The organism is Emticicia sp. C21 (assembly GCF_003418935.1).
Lineage (GTDB): Bacteria > Bacteroidota > Bacteroidia > Cytophagales > Spirosomataceae > Emticicia.
Genome location: NZ_QVMT01000001.1, coordinates 369703 through 389928, shown reverse-complemented (window position 1 = coordinate 389928; position 20226 = coordinate 369703). Strand labels below are relative to the sequence as shown.

General features: G+C 37.9%; 11 protein-coding genes. 7 read left to right on the top strand and 4 right to left on the bottom strand.

The window, feature by feature from the left end; genetic code table 11:
- The first annotated feature begins 17 nt into the window (after nucleotides 1–17).
- Nucleotides 18–791, top strand: coding sequence for a metallophosphoesterase (locus D0T08_RS01615; RefSeq protein ID WP_116980817.1), 774 nt, complete (start codon nucleotides 18–20; stop codon nucleotides 789–791).
- 60 nt (nucleotides 792–851) lie between these two features.
- Here the strand turns inward: D0T08_RS01615 and D0T08_RS01610 are convergent, their stop codons facing one another.
- Nucleotides 852–1286 (bottom strand): VOC family protein, encoded by a 435-nt coding sequence (locus D0T08_RS01610; protein WP_116980816.1) that lies wholly within the window; start codon nucleotides 1284–1286, stop codon nucleotides 852–854.
- A gap of 285 nt (nucleotides 1287–1571) precedes the next feature.
- On the opposite strand from D0T08_RS01610, the gene D0T08_RS01605 reads away from it, so the two are divergent.
- From D0T08_RS01605 to D0T08_RS01585, 5 genes are all read left to right on the top strand, one after another.
- On the top strand, nucleotides 1572–2660 hold the full coding sequence (locus D0T08_RS01605) for a GNAT family N-acetyltransferase (protein WP_158561169.1): 1089 nt from the start codon (nucleotides 1572–1574) through the stop codon (nucleotides 2658–2660).
- A 196-nt stretch (nucleotides 2661–2856) separates the two neighbouring features.
- Nucleotides 2857–3855, top strand: a complete 999-nt coding sequence (locus tag D0T08_RS01600; protein WP_116981477.1) for an alpha/beta fold hydrolase — start codon at nucleotides 2857–2859, stop codon at nucleotides 3853–3855.
- A 143-nt stretch (nucleotides 3856–3998) separates the two neighbouring features.
- The gene (locus D0T08_RS01595; protein ID WP_116980814.1) at nucleotides 3999–6575 is read left to right on the top strand and encodes a phosphocholine-specific phospholipase C; all 2577 of its coding nucleotides are present in this window, start codon (nucleotides 3999–4001) and stop codon (nucleotides 6573–6575) included.
- 204 nt (nucleotides 6576–6779) lie between these two features.
- Entirely contained in the window at nucleotides 6780–8972 is a 2193-nt protein-coding gene (locus D0T08_RS01590; RefSeq protein WP_116980813.1) for a penicillin acylase family protein, read from the top strand.
- Between the two features lie 35 nt (nucleotides 8973–9007).
- Nucleotides 9008–9940 carry an alkaline phosphatase family protein gene (locus D0T08_RS01585; RefSeq protein WP_116980812.1) on the top strand — a complete coding sequence of 311 codons (933 nt, stop codon included), beginning with the start codon at nucleotides 9008–9010 and terminating at the stop codon, nucleotides 9938–9940.
- A 64-nt stretch (nucleotides 9941–10004) separates the two neighbouring features.
- Here D0T08_RS01585 and D0T08_RS01580 read toward each other — a convergent pair whose 3' ends face one another.
- The 3 genes from D0T08_RS01580 to D0T08_RS01570 all read right to left on the bottom strand — a co-directional run bounded on the left by D0T08_RS01580 (nucleotide 10005) and on the right by D0T08_RS01570 (nucleotide 16879).
- Nucleotides 10005–13676: a PAS domain S-box protein gene (locus D0T08_RS01580; protein WP_116980811.1), complete on the bottom strand. Its 3672-nt coding sequence runs from the start codon at nucleotides 13674–13676 to the stop codon at nucleotides 10005–10007.
- A gap of 5 nt (nucleotides 13677–13681) precedes the next feature.
- The gene (locus tag D0T08_RS01575) at nucleotides 13682–14062 is read right to left on the bottom strand and encodes a response regulator (RefSeq protein ID WP_116980810.1); all 381 of its coding nucleotides are present in this window, start codon (nucleotides 14060–14062) and stop codon (nucleotides 13682–13684) included.
- A 360-nt stretch (nucleotides 14063–14422) separates the two neighbouring features.
- A complete protein-coding gene (locus D0T08_RS01570; protein ID WP_116980809.1) occupies nucleotides 14423–16879 on the bottom strand; it encodes an ABC transporter permease in 2457 nt (818 codons plus the stop codon).
- Nucleotides 16880–17130: 251 nt separating this feature from the next.
- On the opposite strand from D0T08_RS01570, the gene D0T08_RS01565 reads away from it, so the two are divergent.
- Nucleotides 17131–20226 carry a two-component regulator propeller domain-containing protein gene (locus D0T08_RS01565; RefSeq protein ID WP_116980808.1) on the top strand — a complete coding sequence of 1032 codons (3096 nt, stop codon included), beginning with the start codon at nucleotides 17131–17133 and terminating at the stop codon, nucleotides 20224–20226.

The following is a 20226-nucleotide window of genomic DNA, read 5'->3' as shown; positions in this document are numbered from 1 at the left end:
TTTTTGAAATATAAGCTATGAAAATCCAATACTGCTCAGATTTACATCTGGAAATGACAATCAACAAAGAGTATTTGTTGCAAAATCCTATTGAACCAGTAGGAGAGGTGCTGATATTGGCCGGAGATATTACTAACGCAAAATATTATGACGACCCTCGCCCAATTGAAAAGCAATTTTTCAAAACTTTATCAGAGCAGTTTGAACAAGTGTTTATTATTGCAGGTAATCATGAGTTTTACAGAAGCTGGGATATAAGTGTATTAGAAAAACCATTGCTGAAAGAGATTGTAAGTAATGTGTTTTTACTCAATAATCAAACGATAGATTATAAAGATGTTTCTTTTTTCTTTACAACACTTTGGTCAGAGATACATCAGTTAGATGAAGATTATATCAGAAGAAGCATGCCTGATTTTAGTCTGATTTCGTATCATAAGAAAACTTTTCTGGTTAAGCACTATAATGAATTACATAAGCAGGCTTTGAACTTTTTAGATTCTTCACTCCCCCAGTCTGAAAATACAAAAAAAGTGGTAATCAGTCATCATTTGCCTTCGTTACGATGCGTTCATTCTGACCATATAGGTAGTCGGTTAGGTTCCGCCTTTGCTACTGATTTAGACAAGTTTATATTAAAACACCAACCTGACTATTGGGTATATGGGCATAGTCATCGGAATAGGTCTGAAATACAAATAGGTAAAACTAAACTTGTTACTAATCAATTAGGCTATGTGCCCTATCAGGAGCATTATAACTGGGATAGCGCCAGATACTTTGAGTTATAAGCTCAAAAAATGCCGAAGAATAATCTCCGGCAGTAGCATATGGTTATTTTGAAAATTTTATTAAGAATCCTTATGGTCCAGACTTATCATCCAGTTAATCCCGAATTTATCGGTAAGCATACCATAACCCGGGCTCCAGAATGTTGGCATCAATGGCATAGTTGCCTGCCCACCTTCTGAAAGACCATTGTATAAATGTTGTGCTCTATCTATCGTGTCTGTATTGATGGAGATACTAAAATTAGTACCAAAAACAGTTTTTCCTGCCCATTCCCCGACTGCATCCGAACCCATCAAAGCGGTTTCAGCACTGATTGGTAACGCCATATGCATTATTTTGTTACCATCTTCTTCCGGTACTTCCATCCCTTCTTGCGGAGGCATATCTTTAAATCGGTTTACTCCTGAAAATTCGCCACCAAAAACAGACTTATAAAAGTTAAAGGCCTCTTCGCAATTGCCTTCAAAAGTGAGATAAACATTTACGGTAGTCATTTTTTTGTTGTTTATAAGTGTTAAAAATTAGTAAGCTTTCTTGTAATCAGAATTTCAGATTATCAGGTCTTTGAGTGGCAGGTAATTTTGATGTTCAAATTAATAGAAAACTTATTAGAATTCTGTTTATTCTACTTTAATTTTGTATTATCTTAATTTAAAACAGGAGCTATTGCTTAGAGTGGCGGAAAATTTCAGATACTTTTACTATAAGTAAGTATTTTATTGCTTTTTTTTGAATTTTATGGCTTTATGAGTAGCTTAAGGCCAGAATTAATACTACCCATGTTAGCAGAATTATATTACCCCTCGTCACTCGAACCAAAAGATTTAGATGCGCATCTGGAAGATGGTTGGTTCAGAATGGGGCAAGCTATTTTTACTACAAATTTCCTGAAATTTAAAGAGATACTCTACAGCGCTATCTGGCTCCGAATTGATTTAAACACTTTTGAGCCATCTAAAACCCAGCAGAAACTTTTAAAATTTAATTCGAGATTTATAATACAGATACGAGAGGCATATATTGATGAGTCAAAAGAAACGCTCTTTGCAAAGTATCAAAATCACGTTGCATTTGATACTGCCCCTAATTTACAGCAATTATTATTCGGGCACGGCGCTAACGATATTTATGAAACGTTGGAGATTTGTGTGTACGATGGCGCTAAACTAATAGCCTGTGGATTTTTTGATTTAGGCGAAAATACCTCCGCTGGAATTTCCTGTTTCTACGACCCTGAGTACAAAAAACATAGTTTGGGTAAATACCTGATGTATCTGAAAATGGACTTTTCGAAGGAGCGAGGACTTGATTTCTTTTACTTAGGTTATTTTGCGCCTGGTTATCCTTTGTTTGATTATAAGCTGGATTTAGCCAAGAAATCATTAGAATACCTTGATTTAGCCACTGATGTATGGCTACCCATTGAACAGTTTAGCTATGATGCCATTCCACTCGATTTAATGATTACTAAATTATTTCATCTGCAGAATGCAATGAAGAAAGAGGGTGTAAATAGTGTTTTCCAATGGTATGAATTCTTCGATGCCGATTTAATCAATAGCCTGAATGGTCTTCGTTTATTCGACTTTCCCGTCTTTTTATTCTGCTTTGGCAATAATACCTCAAACCCAATTGTAGTTTACGATTTACGGGATGAAAAGTATCATCTCATCACTTATCATTGCATCTACGAAACGATGTTTGAGCAAAAAGACAAAACACGTTTCAATACACATCTATTACAATTGTCAAAAGTTCTTTATTCTACTCCCTCTATTGAAATGATGGTAAAAGTCATCACCACCGCCTTACGCAAAAATGCTGTGGGAGAGTTTTATATTTTTGATCTGATGCTAAGAGAGGCCTGAGATATATAAAAACCGAAAAATGTAAAACTATGGAAATCAAATAGTTAAGGTTAAATCTATAAATTAGAATTTAGTTTTGTCTTAAAGCTTCTTACTTTTTATTAGTCATTTTTCGATTCAAGCAATCTCTTTGTTTCTTTCTCCAAACGGTCTGGCACATTATTTTAGGCTTTCATAATATAATATGAACCAAACTATGAAAGCCAAATCGTATCTTCTCTTAAATATTCTATTAATCCTTTCTATAGGTAGCACTTGCGCACAAGTGCAACCACTTGACCTGAATTTAGAAAATTATAAATATCCTTTTCCGGTGCGTTCTATCACCATTAATTCCCAGAAACAGGAATTACAAATGGTTTATATGGATGTGAAACCTGTTAAACCCAATGGAAAAGTGATCATGCTACTGCACGGGAAAAACTTTAACGGAGCCTATTGGCGACAAACGGCTGATGCCTTAACCAAAGCTGGGTATCGTGTAATTATCCCTGACCAGATAGGCTTTGGCAAATCATCTAAACCATTAAATTATCAATATTCATTTCAGGATTTAGCCAAAAATACCAGACAGATATTAGATGGCCTGGGTATTACAAATGTTTCTGTATTAGGCCATTCAATGGGAGGAATGCTGGCTACTCGTTTCGTACTAATGTATCCGGATATTATTGAGAAGTTCATTCTGGTAAACCCCATTGGTCTGGAAGATTATAAGCTGAAAGTACCTTATGCTGGCATAGATGTAACTTATCAGAAAGAATTGAAACAGACATATGAATCTTTGAAAAAATATCAGCAGACCAATTATTATGATGGACAATGGAAACCTGCGTATGAAGAATGGCTGGCACTGATAGCAGGTTGGACATTAAACAAGGATTACCCCATTATCGCCTGGAATTCAGCCTTGACTTCAGATATGATTATGACTCAACCGGTAGTCTATGAATTTGGAAAAGTAAAAGCACCTACATTGCTAATTATCGGTCAGAGAGACAGAACCGCTATTGGTAAAGATAGTGCTCCTAAGGAATTACAGTCCACCATGGGTAATTATCCTGAGCTCGGCAGACAAACCCAAGCCAAAATAGCCAATAGTAAATTAGTCCCTATTAACGGGGTTGGGCATCTGCCACATATTGAGGCTTTCGACCAGTTTATTAAGCCATTGTTAGATTTTCTGAAAGAATAGTCCATCTGTTGGTTTTAGAAGTATAGGTATTGAAGTAAAGATATTGTTAATAATTGCTTCTATCAGGATGCAGAAGTGCATATTAACTTTATATTTACAGCCAGATTTTATACATACACACCCTACATACTTCGACAGCCTTTATGGAGACCAGAAGAGAATTTATTCAGAAAGCATCTATATTAGCCAGCGGCACAGGTTTAGCAGGCATGTTACCTCCGGTTATTCAAAAAGCCTTGACAATTGACCCTAAAGCGGGAAGTACCTATCTTGATGCCGAGCATGTGGTGATTCTGATGCAGGAAAACCGTTCGTTCGACCACTCTTATGGCACTCTGCAAGGTGTTCGAGGGTTCAATGACCCAAGAGCAATTTCGCTTCCCAATAAAAATAAGGTATGGCTCCAGCCCAATGCTGCCGGAGAAACATACGCCCCATTCAGACTCGATTTAAAAGATACCAAGGCTACCTGGATGAGCTCATTGCCACATTCGTGGGAAAATCAGGTAGATGCCCGTAACGAGGGGAAATACAATAAATGGTTAGATGTAAAACAATCAGGCAATAAGGATTTCAAAAAAATGCCCTTGACGATGGGCTACTATAACCGTGAGGATATTCCGTTTTATTATGCCCTGGCCGATGCCTTTACCGTTTGCGACCAGAATTTCTGTTCTTCATTGACAGGCACAACGCCTAATCGCTTGTATTTATGGACAGGAACCATCAAAGAAGAACAAAATGAAACTTCTAAAGCTAATGTAAAAAACGAAGACGTCGACTACGACAGATGGGCACATTGGAAGACTTTCCCTGAGAGGCTGGAAGAAAACAATGTTTCATGGAAAATATATCAGAACGAAATAAGTCTTGATACAGGCCTGGAGGGTGAAGAAGATGCCTGGTTAGCTAATTTTACAGATAATCCGATTGAATGGTTTGAGCAATATCATGTAAAATTCCACCCGGAATTTTATCAGTATTTACTAAAAATGGAAAAACTTCTGCCTGAGCAGATAGCAGCAGCCAAAACTAAATTGAGTACATTAACAGCAGGAACACCAGACTACGAAAAAGCACAAAAAGACCTTACTCAGAAAGAAGCTTATCTGGTGCGAGCTAAAAAAGAATTAGAAGAATGGATACCTGAAAAGTTTGAAAAACTATCAGATTTTCATAAAAACATCCATAAAAAGGCCTTTACTAATAATAGAAAAGACCCTCATTACCACGAACTGACTACCTTAGAATATGAAGACAATGGGGTGAAACGTCAGGTACAAGTACCTAAAGGAGATGTTTTATATCAGTTTCGTGAAGATGTAAATACTGGAAAATTACCTCAGGTATCATGGATTGTGGCTCCAGAAAATTTCTCCGACCACCCCGGAGCTCCCTGGTATGGCGCCTGGTATTTATCAGAAGTAATGGATATTCTGACCAAGAACCCTGAAGTTTGGAAGAAAACTGTCTTTATTTTATGCTATGATGAAAACGATGGTTATTTCGACCACGTACCACCTTTTGTCCCACCGAATCCTCATCAGACACATGCAGGTAAAGTATCTAAAGGCATAGATGCTGGAGTAGAACAGGTAAGCCTTGCCCAGGAATTAAAACGTAAACGTGCCAACCCTGAAAGAGATTCCCGTGCAAGCCCAATCGGTTTAGGTTTTCGGGTACCATTGGTAATTGCTTCACCTTGGAGCCGTGGTGGGAATGTCTGTTCAGAAGTATTCGACCATACCTCTATCTTACAGTTTTTAGAGAAATTCGTAAGTCATAAGACTGGTAAAAATATCAAAGAAACCAATATCAGTGAGTGGCGCAGAGCCATTTGTGGTGACCTTACATCAAGTTTTGAGCCTTATAATGGTGAAAAAATTAAGTTGCCCACTTTCGTTCAGAAAGAAGCCTTCATTAAAACTGTGTACAATGCCAAGTTTAAGAGCTTGCCATCAAACTTTAAGAAGCTGAGTGAAAGTGAAATTGAGCAATTGAATGCAGGTAAAGATTTGGGTATTTTGCCTAAGCAAGAGCCGGGTATCAGAAAATCGTTGGCTATTCCGTACCAGTCTTATGTAGATGGTAAATTGAGTGCTGATAAAAAGAGTTTTGGGATAAACTTGCATTCATCTGATGAAATTTTTGGTACTCAGGCAGGAGGAACACCTTTCATTGTGTATGCACCGGGCAAATATGCCGTTCGAGATAAAAACAACCAGAAAACAGGTTGGGAAGACGTAAGAACATGGAACTATGCCGTAGCCAATGGCGACCAACTTTCGGATGAATGGGCATTAGACAACTTCGAAAACGAACAATATCACCTGATTGCTTATGGGCCTAATGGTTATATGAGAGAGTTTAAAGGTAGCGCCTTGAATCCGATGCTGGAAATCAGCTGTGAATACCAACGTGTAAAAGGTAGTCCTAAGAAATTGACAGGTAATATAGAGGTAAAGATAAAAAACCTGCATACACAAACCCCGGTAAGTATCGAAATTATCGACCAATCATATAAAAAAGGTAATCATAGTAAAACTATAGCGGCAGGTAGTAGTTCAACTATAGTAATTGACCTGGCTAAAAGCTTTAACTGGTACGATTTCAGCGTGAAAGTGAAAGGTAACACCACTTTCGAAAAACGCTATGCCGGACATGTAGAAACCGGAAAAGCAAGCTTTACCGACCCTGCAATGGGGAAAGTTGTCGCATGAAACCCCACACCCCTTGCCCCTCTCCCCAACAATGTGGAGAGGGGAGTCAAAGTCCCTTTCCACATTGTTGAGGAAAGGGATTTAGGGATAGGGGTTGACCTCTCAAAAACTTCACTTTTGGTCTATAATATGACATCTCAATTGGCTTAATCAGATTATTTATGTACTTTGTGAAGCAATACATCTAAACAAACTACAAATGATATGAAGCGTTTAGTATTCTTCCTTTTATTTCCTTTATCCTTATTTGCTCAAAAAGTTTCTAAATCGTTTTCACCTGCCGAAATCAAACGTTTCGAACAACAAGCCCAACAGGTTACAATTATCCGTGATAATTGGGGAATCCCGCATATTTATGGTAAGACCGATGCCAATGCGGTTTTTGGCTTATTATATGCCCAATGCGAAGATGATTTCAAGCGGGTGGAAATGAATTATATTGAGAAATTGGGCAGAATGGCAGAATTGAAAGGAGAATCTGAATTGTACGATGATTTACAGATACGCTTACTAATTGATACTACCGAAGCCATTGCAGATTATAGCAAATCCGAACCCTGGCTCAAAAAATTAATGAATGCCTACGCCGATGGCATTAATTACTATCTCTACAAGCATCCCGAAGTAAAACCAGCCATGATTACCCGTTTCAAACCTTGGTATACCTTACTTTGGACTGATGGAAGCATCGGCGCCATCAGTACAGCAGATGCAACTATCAGTGAACTAAAGAATTTCTATTCAGGCGATAAAGTTACTTATGTAGACGAGCCCAAAGACCCTGAGAATCAGACGGGTTCTAATGGCTTTGCTATTGCACCATCCAAAACGGCATCGGGTAATTCTATTTTATACATCAATCCTCATGTAACGTTTTATTTCCGCCCGGAGGTTCAGGTAGTTAGCGAAGAGGGTTTGAATGCTTATGGAGCAGTTACCTGGGGGCAATTCTTTGTTTATCAGGGCTTTAATCCCTATTGCGGGTGGATGCATACCTCAAGTGCGGTTGATGTTTCAGACCTATATACAGAGAAAATCAGCAAGAAAGATAACAAGTTTTATTATGAATATGATAGACAACAAAAGCCTGTAACAGAAAAGAAAATTGCCATTAAATATCTTAAAGACGGACAACTTCAAACCAAGGCGTTTACTACTTATTTTACACATCATGGCCCGGTGATAGCCAAGCGTAATGGCCAATGGATGAGCCTGCGTTCCTATAATCGCTCAATGGTAAGCCTGATACAAAGCTGGAAACGTACCAAAGCTAAAGGCTTTGAAGAGTATAAGAAAGTAATGGATTTAAAGGCGAATACATCTAATAATACTGTATTTGCTGATAACAAAGGCAATATCGCCTATTGGCATGGCAATTATGTCCCAGTAAGAGATAAATCATTAAATTGGTCGAAACCTGTGGATGGTAGTGTGAGCACAACCGAATGGAAAGGCTTACATAGTGTTGACGAATCTGTGCATTCCTACAATCCGGCTAGTGGTTGGTTACAGAATTGTAATTCTACGCCTTTTACAGTAGCTGGAGAAAGCAGCCCTAAAAAGGCTAATTACCCACCTTACATGGCACCTGATGGCGAGAATTTCAGGGGAGTAAATGCCACAAGAGTTTTAAGTAACGGTAGCGGATTTACGATTGATAAAGTAATTGCTGCAGGTTACGATACTTATCTGTCTGCTTTTGAAGTATTGATACCAGCTTTGATAAAATCGTTTGAAACCAATGTGAAGTCTCAGGACACGCTTTATAGCCAATTAATTGACCCTATTTCACTCTTAAAAAAATGGGATTATCGCACCGGAGAAAACTCTGTTGAAACGACAATGGCCATTGAGTGGGCGCAGAAACTGGGCGGTGAAATACAAAAGATTTATATCGATGAGGGAGAAGACGACCAGGTAACCCGCACAAAGAAATTTGCGGCTATGGCAACAGGCGACCAATTATTAAAACCTTTCGCACAAGCTATTAAAGACTTAAAAACCAAATACGGTACCTGGCAGAAGCCTTGGGGCGATATTAACCGTTTTCAGCGCTTAACCGGTGATTTACAAGGGAGATATGATGATGCTCAGCCGAGTATTCCTATGGGTTATGCTTCTGCTTTATGGGGTATGTTGCCCTCATACAATAGTCGGGTATATCCAAATACTAAAAAGAGATACGGTATCAGTGGCAACAGTTTTATATGTGCTGTAGAATTTGGCCCTAAAATAAAAGCTAAATCTCTATTGGCAGGTGGTGAGAGTGGCGATCCGAAATCGCCACATTTTAAAGACCAGGCCGAAATGTATACCAAAGGCCAGTTTAAAGATATATTGTTTTATAAAGAGGATGTTTTGAAGAATGCCGAGAGAAGTTATCATCCCGGGGAGTAATTTGCTTTCAATATCAACTTATATATTTCTTTGCCATGAAATCTACTGGATTAATTTGTCTGGCTACACTGTTTATTTGCTTAATAGGACATACCCTTTTTGCTCAAAGAGTCCTTATCATTGGGTTGGATGGTTTTGGCGCAGAGGGTTACAAGATAGCTAAGCATCCCAATATTGATGCGTTGGTAGCGGATGGTACGTTATCACTAACCACCCGACCTGTGATGCCATCGGTAACTATGCCAAACTGGACCAGCCACCTGTCAGGAGCGGGCCCTGAGGAACATGGTGTTGTTAATAATAATTGGACGATAGATAAGCATGAATTACAACCAATAGAGGCAGACCAGGAGGGCTTTTATCCATCTATATTCAAATTACTGAAAGATCAGGTACCGAATGTAAAAACAGCTTTTTATTATAATTGGGCAAACCTGATTAAATCTTTCAATAAAAAATATCTGGATGAAGTCTCATTTGAAGACAATTTCGGGTATGCCAATAATTATCAGAAAGCTTATGATTTTATGTTGAAAAATCAGAAAGAACCGACAATGACTTTCTTATATACCGTGCATATTGACCACGCAGGACACGACCATAAGTGGCTTTCGCCACAATATATAACTGCCATAGAAGAGGCTGATGTAGAGATTGGCAAACTGATGAACAAACTAAAGGTTGAAAATTTATATAATGATACGCACTTTATATTAATTGCTGACCACGGCGGTATTCCATCAGGGCACGGTGGGGTTTCAATGTCAGAAATGCAGGTGCCATGGGCAGCAACAGGGTCTCAAATCAATAAACTGGGTTTGGTTGATTATCCGAATAGCAATAAAAATACCTCGTTAGTAGTGGCTAATATCTTTGGCTTAAAAGATATTCCAACTTCATGGTCGGGCGTTTTACCAGAACTGATTTTGAAGAAGAAAAATAACAAGATGAAGAAGTATTTCAGATAGGAGAGAGATTTATCTAACATTTACTAAAGCCGTATGCATGTGGCTTTTTTTATTAGTTTTTCCTTTAAACTAATTGCTTCACTGGTAGAACTACATTGAATGTAGCACCACCATTGCTATTATTTTCAATACTAATGTCCCCGTGATGATTCTGGGCAATTTTTTTGCAGATAGCCAAGCCAATGCCAGTTCCCTCATATTCTGATTTTCGGTGAAGACGCTGGAAAATATGGAATACTTTTTCGATATATTCCGGTGGAATACCAATGCCATTATCGGCAAATTTAATAAGGTAGTAAGTATAATTAGCAGATAAACCGAATGATTGAGCCTCTGCTTCATTTAACATTCTGGTATTAATACTGATAACGGGCTTCACATCTTTTGGCGTAAATTTCAGAGCATTGCTCAATAGATTAGCAAAAAGCTGACTCATCTGAAGCGGAATGGCATCAATAGTAGGCAATTCATCCTGATTGATAGTTGCTCCTTTTTGCTCAATTAATAGTTCATAATCTGCCAGTACATTCTCAAAAATCTGATTCAGATTTACAGGTTGATAAGTATCATTTTCTTTTACTAATTGCGAGTACATCAATACATCACGGATAAGGGCTGTCATCCGTGAGGATGAATTTCTGATTTTACCCAGAAAATTCTTTGATTCATCAGAGGGATTAGCTCCTAAACTGCGCTCCAGTAATTGAGAAAAAGTACTGATTTTGCGAAGAGGCTCCTGTAAATCGTGCGAAGCAATGTAGGCAAACTGAGCCAACTCTGCATTAGATTGTATTAACTTGGTATTAGACTCCGCCAGTTCTTCTACGGTAGTCTGTAATTTTTCAATGGCCGCGTCCAACTCTTTGGTTCTTTGTTTTACTTCCTCTTCTAAGGCCAATTGCATTTCTCGTTGCAAGGTAATATCTTGAGCTATTCCACTCAAAAAAGCAGGGTTACCCGCAGCATCATAAAATACTTGTGCTTGTGCGTGTATTAAACGTACTTGTCCGGTCTTATGATTCACTATCGGATGTTCGTTTTCATAAAAACCTGAACCTCCTGGAGCAATTGCCTCTGTCACCCGTGCAGGAACTGTCTCCTTGTATTCGCCGGGTAAAGGATTATATGCTGCTATAAGGTCTTGTGTATCTTCATTAAACCCTAACCACTCCATAAAACGTGGAGAATAACTATAGGTTTGATTCTTTACATTTAGTTTCCAGGTAACCAGACCTGCTAATTCTATAGCTACACGTAGTTCAGCTTCTGCTTTTTCTAATGCTTGTTGAGACTTTATTTGTTCTGTCACATCAACACCTATTTCTAATATCGCGTATACTTCACCATCAGCATTGAATACTGGGGTGTAAGTAATATTATAATATCCATCAGTCATCACGCCATTTTTCATAATCTTAGCCAATGAGCCTGACGAATGATATTCTTTCCCTGTAGCAAATACATTCTCTAATATCTGTAGAAAAGGCTGATTTTCGCTTATCAATTCAGGCATTACTTCTCTCAGCGCCTTGCCAACGATATCAGGTCCTTTACCCATCAAATCTATAAAAGTCTGATTAGGATTTTCAATAATAAATTCAGGTCCTACGTAGAGACCGATACCCGCAGGAGCTGAGGAAATAATTGTACGTAATTTAGTTTCGCTTTCTTCTATTTTCCGGCGTGCCAATACCTGCTCTGTTACATCAGTAGCAACTACCAGTACTCCTACAATTTTGTTGGTTCCTTCATAACGAGGTTGGTAGCTCAAATCTACGTAAATAGTTTCTTCTTTGTTTTCGCGTATGAGATTCACCGACACCTCTTTGGCAATATAGGGCACCCCTGTACTAATTACACCTTTTAAAAGATTATCAAAACCCTGGCCTTTCAGTTCAGGCAAGGCATCCAGCAGTGGCTTGTCAATAATTTCTTCTCTTCTTCTGCCTACTAAATCGGCATAAAAAGGATTACAATTTCTGAATGTCAGATTTTCTTCATTGATAATAGCAATCGCTACCGGAGCCTGCTCAAAAGATGTTAATAGTTCCCGCTGGGTTTTTTCAATGCGTTGCTGTGCTAATACCTGCTCGGTTACGTCTACAGCCATATCCATGATAGCATACACTTCACCACTGGCGTTGAGAAGAGGCTGATATGTAAAATCAAAATAATAAGTACCGAGTAGTCCATCTACTTCAAGGTCGGCACGCATACCTAATCCAGAATAAGCTACACCTGTAGTAAAAATAGTATCCAGAATATCCAGAAAAGGTTGGCCTATCAATTCAGGTACAGCTTCGGCTAAAGGTTTTCCAATTGCTGATGTATTTTTACCCCATACTGCCAGCATTTTTTCGTTGGCCACCTCAATTTTCAGTTCCCTGCCTACAAACAGACAGGTGGCTATTGGAGATTCATCAACCAGAGAGCGAAAGCGTGCCTCACTTTCTGCCAACTGCTGTGTTGCTTTCATCTGCTCGGTAATTTCTAATACAGAGCCTATAAAGCGAATAGGCTTATCACTAATATCAAAGAAGACTTTGCCCTTTGCCTTCACCCACCTGATAGTCCCATCTTCAACCCCAACTGTTCTATATTCTACATCATAATCGCCATTGCTGATTGCTTTCGTAAACGATTTATCTATGATATCCAATACTCGCTCACGGTCGTCAGGATGTAACCCCGTTACAAAATCCTTTTCATAAGTTACTATGTCTTTATGGCTGATACCAAAAAGAGTCCGGCAACGCTCATCCCAATCTAATGTGCCTGCTTCAAGGTCTAAATCAAAAGTACCTAATTGTGCTGCCTCTTTTGACAAATGCAATTGCTCAAATGCCCGTTCAAGTTCCCGCTGATGTTCGGCACGTTCTGTTATCTCTGTACATGAACCCAGATACCCTTGAAACATCCCATCTTTGTCAAAACGTGGGGTATTTTGAGTTAAGAACAAGCGATACTTTCCCTCTTTTCCGAGAATCCTGAATTCATCCTTAAATGGCTCCTTCAATTGAAAAGACTTCATAGCAGAAGTTCTGTATTTTGCCAGGTCCTCTGGGTGAATGGTACTTGCCCAACCGTTATTATGCAATTCATCGGCAGATTTTCCAGTCAGGTCGCTCCAGGCTTTATTAAAATAGATGGTATTTCCGGCAGGGTCGCCCAGTGCAATAAGTACGTTACTTTGCTCAGCCATTGTCCGGAAAAGCTCTTCACTTTCAGAAATTCGCTTAAGCCAACTGACTTTCTCAGTAGTTTCATTGCAAATGACTAAAATACCTTGAATAGCTCCATTCTCATCTTTAATCGGACTGTAAGAAAAATCAAAAAATACTTCTTCCAGATACCCAGCTCTATTCATTTCCAATCTGAAATCCTGAAAATGAGCAGGCTCACCCTGCATTACTTGCTTAAATAAAGGTTCGATAGTTTCCCAAATTTCAGAGTAAGTTCTTTCTGCACTGATACCTAAAGCTTCCGGATGTTTATTAGTGCCCAGAATAGGACGAAAAGCAGTATTGTATAATTGTATAAATTCTTCTCCCCAGCAGATAAGCATGGGTGAAGATGTGCTCAGAATAGTTGCAGTCAGTTGCTTTAACTGAACAGGCCACTGGTCAGGTGTACCTAAAGATGTTTTCGACCAGTCTTTATCACGCATCAAAGCACCCATCTCACCACCTCCGTCTAAAAAAATGGATTTATTGAGAGAGTTATTTGATGTACTCATAAAGACTATCTGATTAAGGGCTTCAACAAATCAATCAATTCATTGAAATCTCCGGGTTTAGTTATAAAATCGTAAGCGCCTAAATCTTTTGTTAACTCTTTTGTGGCTGAATCAGAAGCAGTAGAAAAAATAATAATAGGAATATGGGCAAGATATTGATTTTGTTTAATATGAAATAAAAACTCCTGGCCTGTCATTAAGGGCATATTAAGGTCAAGAAAAATTACTTCGGGCAAGCGCTCACTTAAAGCTAATTTCGCCAAGGCTTCTCTGGCACTATTAAAATAATTGTATTGTACGGTAGAAGATATCTGTTGAATAGCCGTCTGAAAAATTTCCTGATCGTCGTCATCATCATCAATCAATAAAATATTGCTAAATATCATACGGCAATTTCATAAAGCTTATACTTAGTTTTAAATTTATTCAGGTTGACTTTTCGGTTGTAGGTTTAGTGAATTTAATACTATCGTATAAAGGTAAAGATAAAAATAAATAATGCAAAAATTATTAATTCTCGGTGTGTATATTCTGTAATTTTTTGTTCAGAATAGCTTTTTTAATAAAAAATACTGAAAAATCTTTCTTTTTTAATGCATAAAACCCAATTAAAAGCAAATTTTTTGCAGTATAAAGTTAAGATTTACAGCTCATTAATTTACAATGTTTATGAGAAAATGCCTATAGGAAAATAAAAAGAGACAACGCATTGCGTTGTCTCTAAATAGAATAATAAGTAACCTCTGCTATTCTGTTTTCAATGATTTCACCGGATTCAACAATGCTGCTTTAATGGTGTTATAACTGACGGTAAGGATAGCAATTAAAATAGCCATTAAACCACCCGTTATAGGCATCCACCAGGCAATATCTATGTGGTAGGCATATTCTTTCAGCCAGGCATTAGCGCCCCACCAGGCTAAAGGAGCGGCAACGATAATAGAAATGAGTACTAATTTTAAGAAATCTTTGGTCAGTAAAGTTGTTAAGCTGAAAACCGATGCACCTAATACTTTTCTTACGCCAATTTCTTTAATACGTAGCTCCGCCGCATAAGTAGCCAGGCCAAATAAACCCAGGCAAGCAATGAAAATAGTCGATAATGCTGCCCAGATCAATATTTTCTGTCTGCGTGCATCTTCCATATAAAATAACTTCAATTGTTCGTCTAAAAAATGGTATTCAAAAGGATCATCTTTATCATTATTTACCAATACAGCCTTTAATTTATCTAGAGTACTTTGAATATTCATACTTTCGATTCTGGCAGTATAATAATCAACACTATGTATGGGATTTTTAATATAGCCTAGCACCAATGGTTCAATTTTAGATTTCAAAGACTGAAAATGAAAATCTTTTACAATGCCCACTACACGCATTTGTATAGGATTATCTAAAGTGTTAAATATCTCTGCTTGAGCAATAGATGGGATCGTAATCAGTTGGTTATTAGCTTCCTGAATGTTTAATGCTTTTGCAGCAGTTTCATTAAGAATAACAGCCCCTGAATCAGCCACTTGCTCAAAATTTCTACCACTCAAGAGTTTAACATTAAAAGTTTCTATGAATTTTTCATCGGCAGCAAAGTAATAAGATTGCTTTTCTGCCTCCACACGATTGTCAGTATAGGCTTTTATTTTTCTATAGGTTTTCCATTCGCCCGGTACTCTCGAAGTGGCAGATACACTTTTTACACCACTTATTTTTGCCATTTCTTCCTTGATACTAATCATGTTTTTACGGGCGGCACCAGTATTCACATCAATCACCACCATCTGGTCTTTTCTGAAACCCAGGTTAGTATTATTCAGGTATTTAACCTGCTCATAAACTACCAATGTACAGATAATCAAGACTGTAGAAATAGTAAATTGGGTAAAAACCAATCCTTTCCGAAGATTAGATGCCAGATTACTGTTCATTTTCATTCCTTTCAGCAAATTCAAAGGTTTGAAGCTTGACAATAAGAAAGCAGGATAAAATCCTGAAAACAAGCTGGTGAAAATGCAAGCGCCAATAGCTAAAAGCCAGATGCGGTAATCGGTATTGAAATTGAGCGAGAGTTCTTTATTAGTAAACTGATTGAACAGGGGTATAATAACCTGTAAAAGCAGAACCGATAAAACAAAAGAAACTGTAGTAATAATAAAGGCTTCAAGTAAAAACTGAGTGACAAGGCTTCCTTTTTCTGCGCCTAAAGATTTGCGTACACCAATTTCTTTGCTTCTGTTAGAGGCCTTAGCTGTAGATAAATTAATATAATTAATTCCTGCAATCAACAGCACAAAAAGTGCAATGTAAATGAATATTTTTATATATAAAGGATTACCCTGAGCCATTGCAGACACATTTGAATTTCTGGCTCCATCGTAAATTCCCTCAGATTGTAAATGAACATCTTTCAGGTTTTGTAAACCATAAGAAAAAGTAGTGCCTGCTTCTGGCTTAAAGTTTTTAAGCACAAGGTTTTTCAGGTTGAGTGCAACTCTCTCAGGGTCTGACTGAGGTTTCAATAAAAAATACACTGAGAAATTGCTCGAAAGCCAATCATTCTGCATCATATCTTTGAAATAGGAGGCAGAGTGATTTGTAGCTTCTGATAACAGATTATTAAAATTGAAGCTTGAATTTTTTTTATGATTTTTCAGAACACCCGTGATTTTTAAGGGTGAATCGATAAAGCTGAATTTTAGTGTTTTGCCCAACACTTTGGTCGTATTAAATCTGTTAAGTGCCAATTCTTCGGTAATTACAATAGTATTGGGTTCAACGAGTGCAGTTTCTCTATTCCCTTCAACAAGTGGGAAATCAAATATTTTCAAAAAGTTGCCATCAACTACCGTTACATCTTCCTGAAAATTAATTTCAGGTTTATCGGGGTTAATCAGGTTTGCTCTGCCTATTCGGCTTATGCGGGTAGAGTTTTCAACTTCACCGATTGCTTTTTTTGATTCTTCTGAAATTTTGAAAGAGCCGCCTGCAATAACGGTTTGTTCACCTTTCTCGCTTTTATGCTCAATCAAACGATAGATGCGGTCAGCATTGCTGTGCTGTTCATCAAAAGTCAATTCGTCGAAAACAAATAAACCAATCAGAAAGAAACAAATCAGACCAAAAGTAAGGCCGGCAATGTTAAGTAAGCTATACAGCTTATTTTTGAAGAGGGTTCTCCAGGCGATTTTTACATAATTCCGAAACATATGCTAAAATATTTAAGTGGGGGTTTAATTCTATATCCGAAAATTTATGCCAAATAATTAATCATTTGATAATCAGTGTTTTGTGTGGGGGTAGCTATAGTTTTTGTCCGAAAATGGACAAGCACACGTCCGCTTTTAATACTTTATTTTTAACGTATATTTACTATAGATTTAACATTTTTAAATCCCCCCAAATTGGGTGAGATTCAGATAGGTATTATATTCGTACATTAGCAGTTCAATTAGTGTGTATGTTATCGAGACTGTTTACTATTTTCTTTTTATTGGGTTTTAAAGTGATGGCTGAGCCAAGTTTAGACCAGATTGGTCTGAAAGAGGGGTTAAGTCAGAGTGAAGTTCGTACGATTCTTCAGGATAAAGAGGGTTATATGTGGTTTGGTACACAGAATGGGCTAAACCGCTACGACGGCTCTCAGATGAAGCATCATTATAATAATCCTTTTGAAAAAAACACCTTATCAAGCGATGATGTGACTTTTTTATATGAAGATTCGGGACAAAAAATCTGGATAGGTACAAAGCACGGGCTGAACAGCTTTAACAAAATCTCAAAGGATTTTGAACGACATACCGATTTGTTTGGCAAGAATAAACCCGACTACAGCTATGTCATTACAGGTATTGTAGAAGACCAACAAAAAACACTTTGGGTAAGTACTTATGATGGGCTTTGGCGTTTGGTACCTAAAGGAAAATCATACAAAGCTATACACTACGAGCATGACTCTACCAATCGAAAAAGTTTAGGTAGCTATGGTGTTGGTTATGTAGTGAAAGATAAAAAAGGAGGAATTTGGCTTACCACAAGGATTGGTTTAAGCAAAGTCTCTATCAGGAACCCTGATAAACAACCTGAGCAACAACAGGTTGAGTTTATACATGCCAGAAATGCCTCACAGGATTTTTACAAAAAGCTGAATTTTCCGATACAAAGGATTTTCTGCGATGAACAAAATAACCTTTGGGTAGCGGCGCAGGAAAGGTTGTTCAGACTAAACCTCAATAACTCGGAATTACAGGATTTTTCAGACCAGCTAATCCATTCTGATGTATTCATATCGGCTATTATGGTCGATAGGTTTAATACAGTATGGGTGGGTACTATGGCAAGGGGTGTGTTTAGATATCGGGTAAAAGGCAATGCCATTGAACTGATTGAACATATTGAAGAAGATGCTCTTAGTAAAAAAGGTTTAAAAAGTAGCGCCATTTTTTCCATTTATGAGGGCAAGGAGGCCAATGAAGATATTGTTTGGATAGGTACCCGCGAAGCAGGGGTGCATTTATTCAGTCATTCCAAGAATAGTTTCAGACAGTGGGATAAGATTCTGGCCAGAGAAAATTCGATAGCGGCTACTTCGGTTTTTGGCATATGTAAAGACAGCTATGGCGATATTTGGGTAGGTACCTATGAGGGGCTTTTCAGGATAAACTCTCGTACTACAGACTATAAAAAGTATCTTTTTAGCACAACCAATAACCGATTAAATTCTCATCAGGTCATTTTTGAAGATTCGGGTAAAAACCTCTGGGTCGGAAGCAACGAGGGTGTATTTAAGTATAACCGTGCAGCCGATAAGTTTTACAATTTCCCGATTCCAAAAATAAAAGGCCGCGAACCAACAGTTATCCATTTTCTTGAAGATAGGAATCATTCAATATGGATAGGCACAGGTGGGTATTTACTAAATATTAAAGGCAATACTTTTAAAAGGTATGACCAGACTCCGGATGGTGTGATGCTTTCAGTAGCAGCTTTGCAGGAAGACAGTAAAGGCAACCTGTGGATTGGTACGTATAATGGATTAGTGAAGTTCAATCCGGCAACCGAAACTTTTAAGACTTATTCCAACAATCCGAGCCAGCCTAAAAGCCTGATCAGTGACTTAATACTCTCTATATTATACGATAAAAACAATCAGATATGGGTAGGAAGTCCTAAAGGATTAAGCAAACTGGTAGTAGAAAATGGCAAAGAGAGTTTTATTCATTATACCGAAAAAGATGGCTTGCCTAATAGCTTTGTATATTCAACATTAGCTGATGCCAAAGGTAGAATCTGGATGAGTACCAACAACGGGATTTCTTGTTTTGATCCTACAAAAAAAACTTTTCAGAATTATTCATCTGATGATGGGCTATCCAATCGTGAGTTTAATTCAGGTGCTTATTTTCAGACCAAATCGGGGGAGATTTTCTTTGGTGGGCTAGGGGTTTTTGTAAGTTTTCATCCCTTGCAAATGACAAGCAACCGGCATTTACCCAAAACAGTGATTACTTCATTCATGAAGTTTGAAAAAGAGCAGAATCTGGATAGTTTACTGATGCGCGATGGGAAGATAAAGCTGAATTATAACGAAAACTTCTTTGCTTTCCGCTTTGCTTCACTTGATTTTACAAACCCTGAAAAGAATCAGATAGCCTATAAATTAGAGAATTTTGATAAAGACTGGATTTATTATGGTACTCGTCGCTACATCAACTTTACGAATTTAAGAGCCGGAGATTATGTATTAAAAATAAAAAGTGCTAACAATCAAGGTTTCTGGAATGAGAAAGATATTCTGACTATACCGATTTCAATAGCGCCTCCTTTCTGGCAAAAATGGTGGTTTTATCTGCTATCTTTTGTGATTTTAGGCAGTGTGGTAATGACGTTCTATCGTGTCAGAGTTAATCGTATTTTGGAGATTGAGCGAGTAAAATCAGAGGAAAACGAAAGGGTGAGAAAGATTGCCGCACAGGATATGCACGATGAATTTGGTAATTCATTGACTCGTATCTCATTATTGACCGAACTGATAAAGAATAAACTAAAAAAATCAGAAAGTGAAGAGGCTTTGGTTTTACTTTCGAAAATCGGCGATAATGCCGGACGATTGTATCAGGGAACTAAAGATTTTATATGGGCTATTAACCCCGAACACGATAATTTGTTTGAAATTGCTATCAGAATCAAGGATTTTTGCGATGAGATATTAGATAAACGGGATATACGCTTTATATGCGAGGGTATTTCAGAAGATTTCGAAGCCATTAAACTACCTATGGGTGCCAGCCGACATCTGGTTATGCTGTTTAAAGAAGCCATTATGAATACCCTGAAACATGCCAATGCTACAGAAGTGAAGCTGAATTTTAAACAGGAAAACAGAAAACTAACAATTTGCTGGCAGGACAATGGAATAGGTATTCAGGCAAATAAGCCTAATAATGGCAATGGTCTGGGAAACATCAGAAGCCGTGCCGAGAAAATTGGAGCAGAAGTAGAAATAATTTCAAAAAATAACGAAGGAACAACTGTGAAGCTGGTCATCAACAAATAA

What these genes read in the sequence shown, in the direction of transcription:
- D0T08_RS01615 (WP_116980817.1), top strand. Translation starts at nt 18, where the DNA reads ATGAAAATCCAATACTGCTCAGATTTACATCTGGAAATGACAATCAAC.
- D0T08_RS01610 (WP_116980816.1), bottom strand. Translation starts at nt 1,286, where the DNA reads ATGACTACCGTAAATGTTTATCTCACTTTTGAAGGCAATTGCGAAGAG.
- D0T08_RS01605 (WP_158561169.1), top strand. Translation starts at nt 1,572, where the DNA reads ATGTTAGCAGAATTATATTACCCCTCGTCACTCGAACCAAAAGATTTA.
- D0T08_RS01600 (WP_116981477.1), top strand. Translation starts at nt 2,857, where the DNA reads ATGAAAGCCAAATCGTATCTTCTCTTAAATATTCTATTAATCCTTTCT.
- D0T08_RS01595 (WP_116980814.1), top strand. Translation starts at nt 3,999, where the DNA reads ATGGAGACCAGAAGAGAATTTATTCAGAAAGCATCTATATTAGCCAGC.
- D0T08_RS01590 (WP_116980813.1), top strand. Translation starts at nt 6,780, where the DNA reads ATGAAGCGTTTAGTATTCTTCCTTTTATTTCCTTTATCCTTATTTGCT.
- D0T08_RS01585 (WP_116980812.1), top strand. Translation starts at nt 9,008, where the DNA reads ATGAAATCTACTGGATTAATTTGTCTGGCTACACTGTTTATTTGCTTA.
- D0T08_RS01580 (WP_116980811.1), bottom strand. Translation starts at nt 13,676, where the DNA reads ATGAGTACATCAAATAACTCTCTCAATAAATCCATTTTTTTAGACGGA.
- D0T08_RS01575 (WP_116980810.1), bottom strand. Translation starts at nt 14,062, where the DNA reads ATGATATTTAGCAATATTTTATTGATTGATGATGATGACGACGATCAG.
- D0T08_RS01570 (WP_116980809.1), bottom strand. Translation starts at nt 16,879, where the DNA reads ATGTTTCGGAATTATGTAAAAATCGCCTGGAGAACCCTCTTCAAAAAT.
- D0T08_RS01565 (WP_116980808.1), top strand. Translation starts at nt 17,131, where the DNA reads ATGTTATCGAGACTGTTTACTATTTTCTTTTTATTGGGTTTTAAAGTG.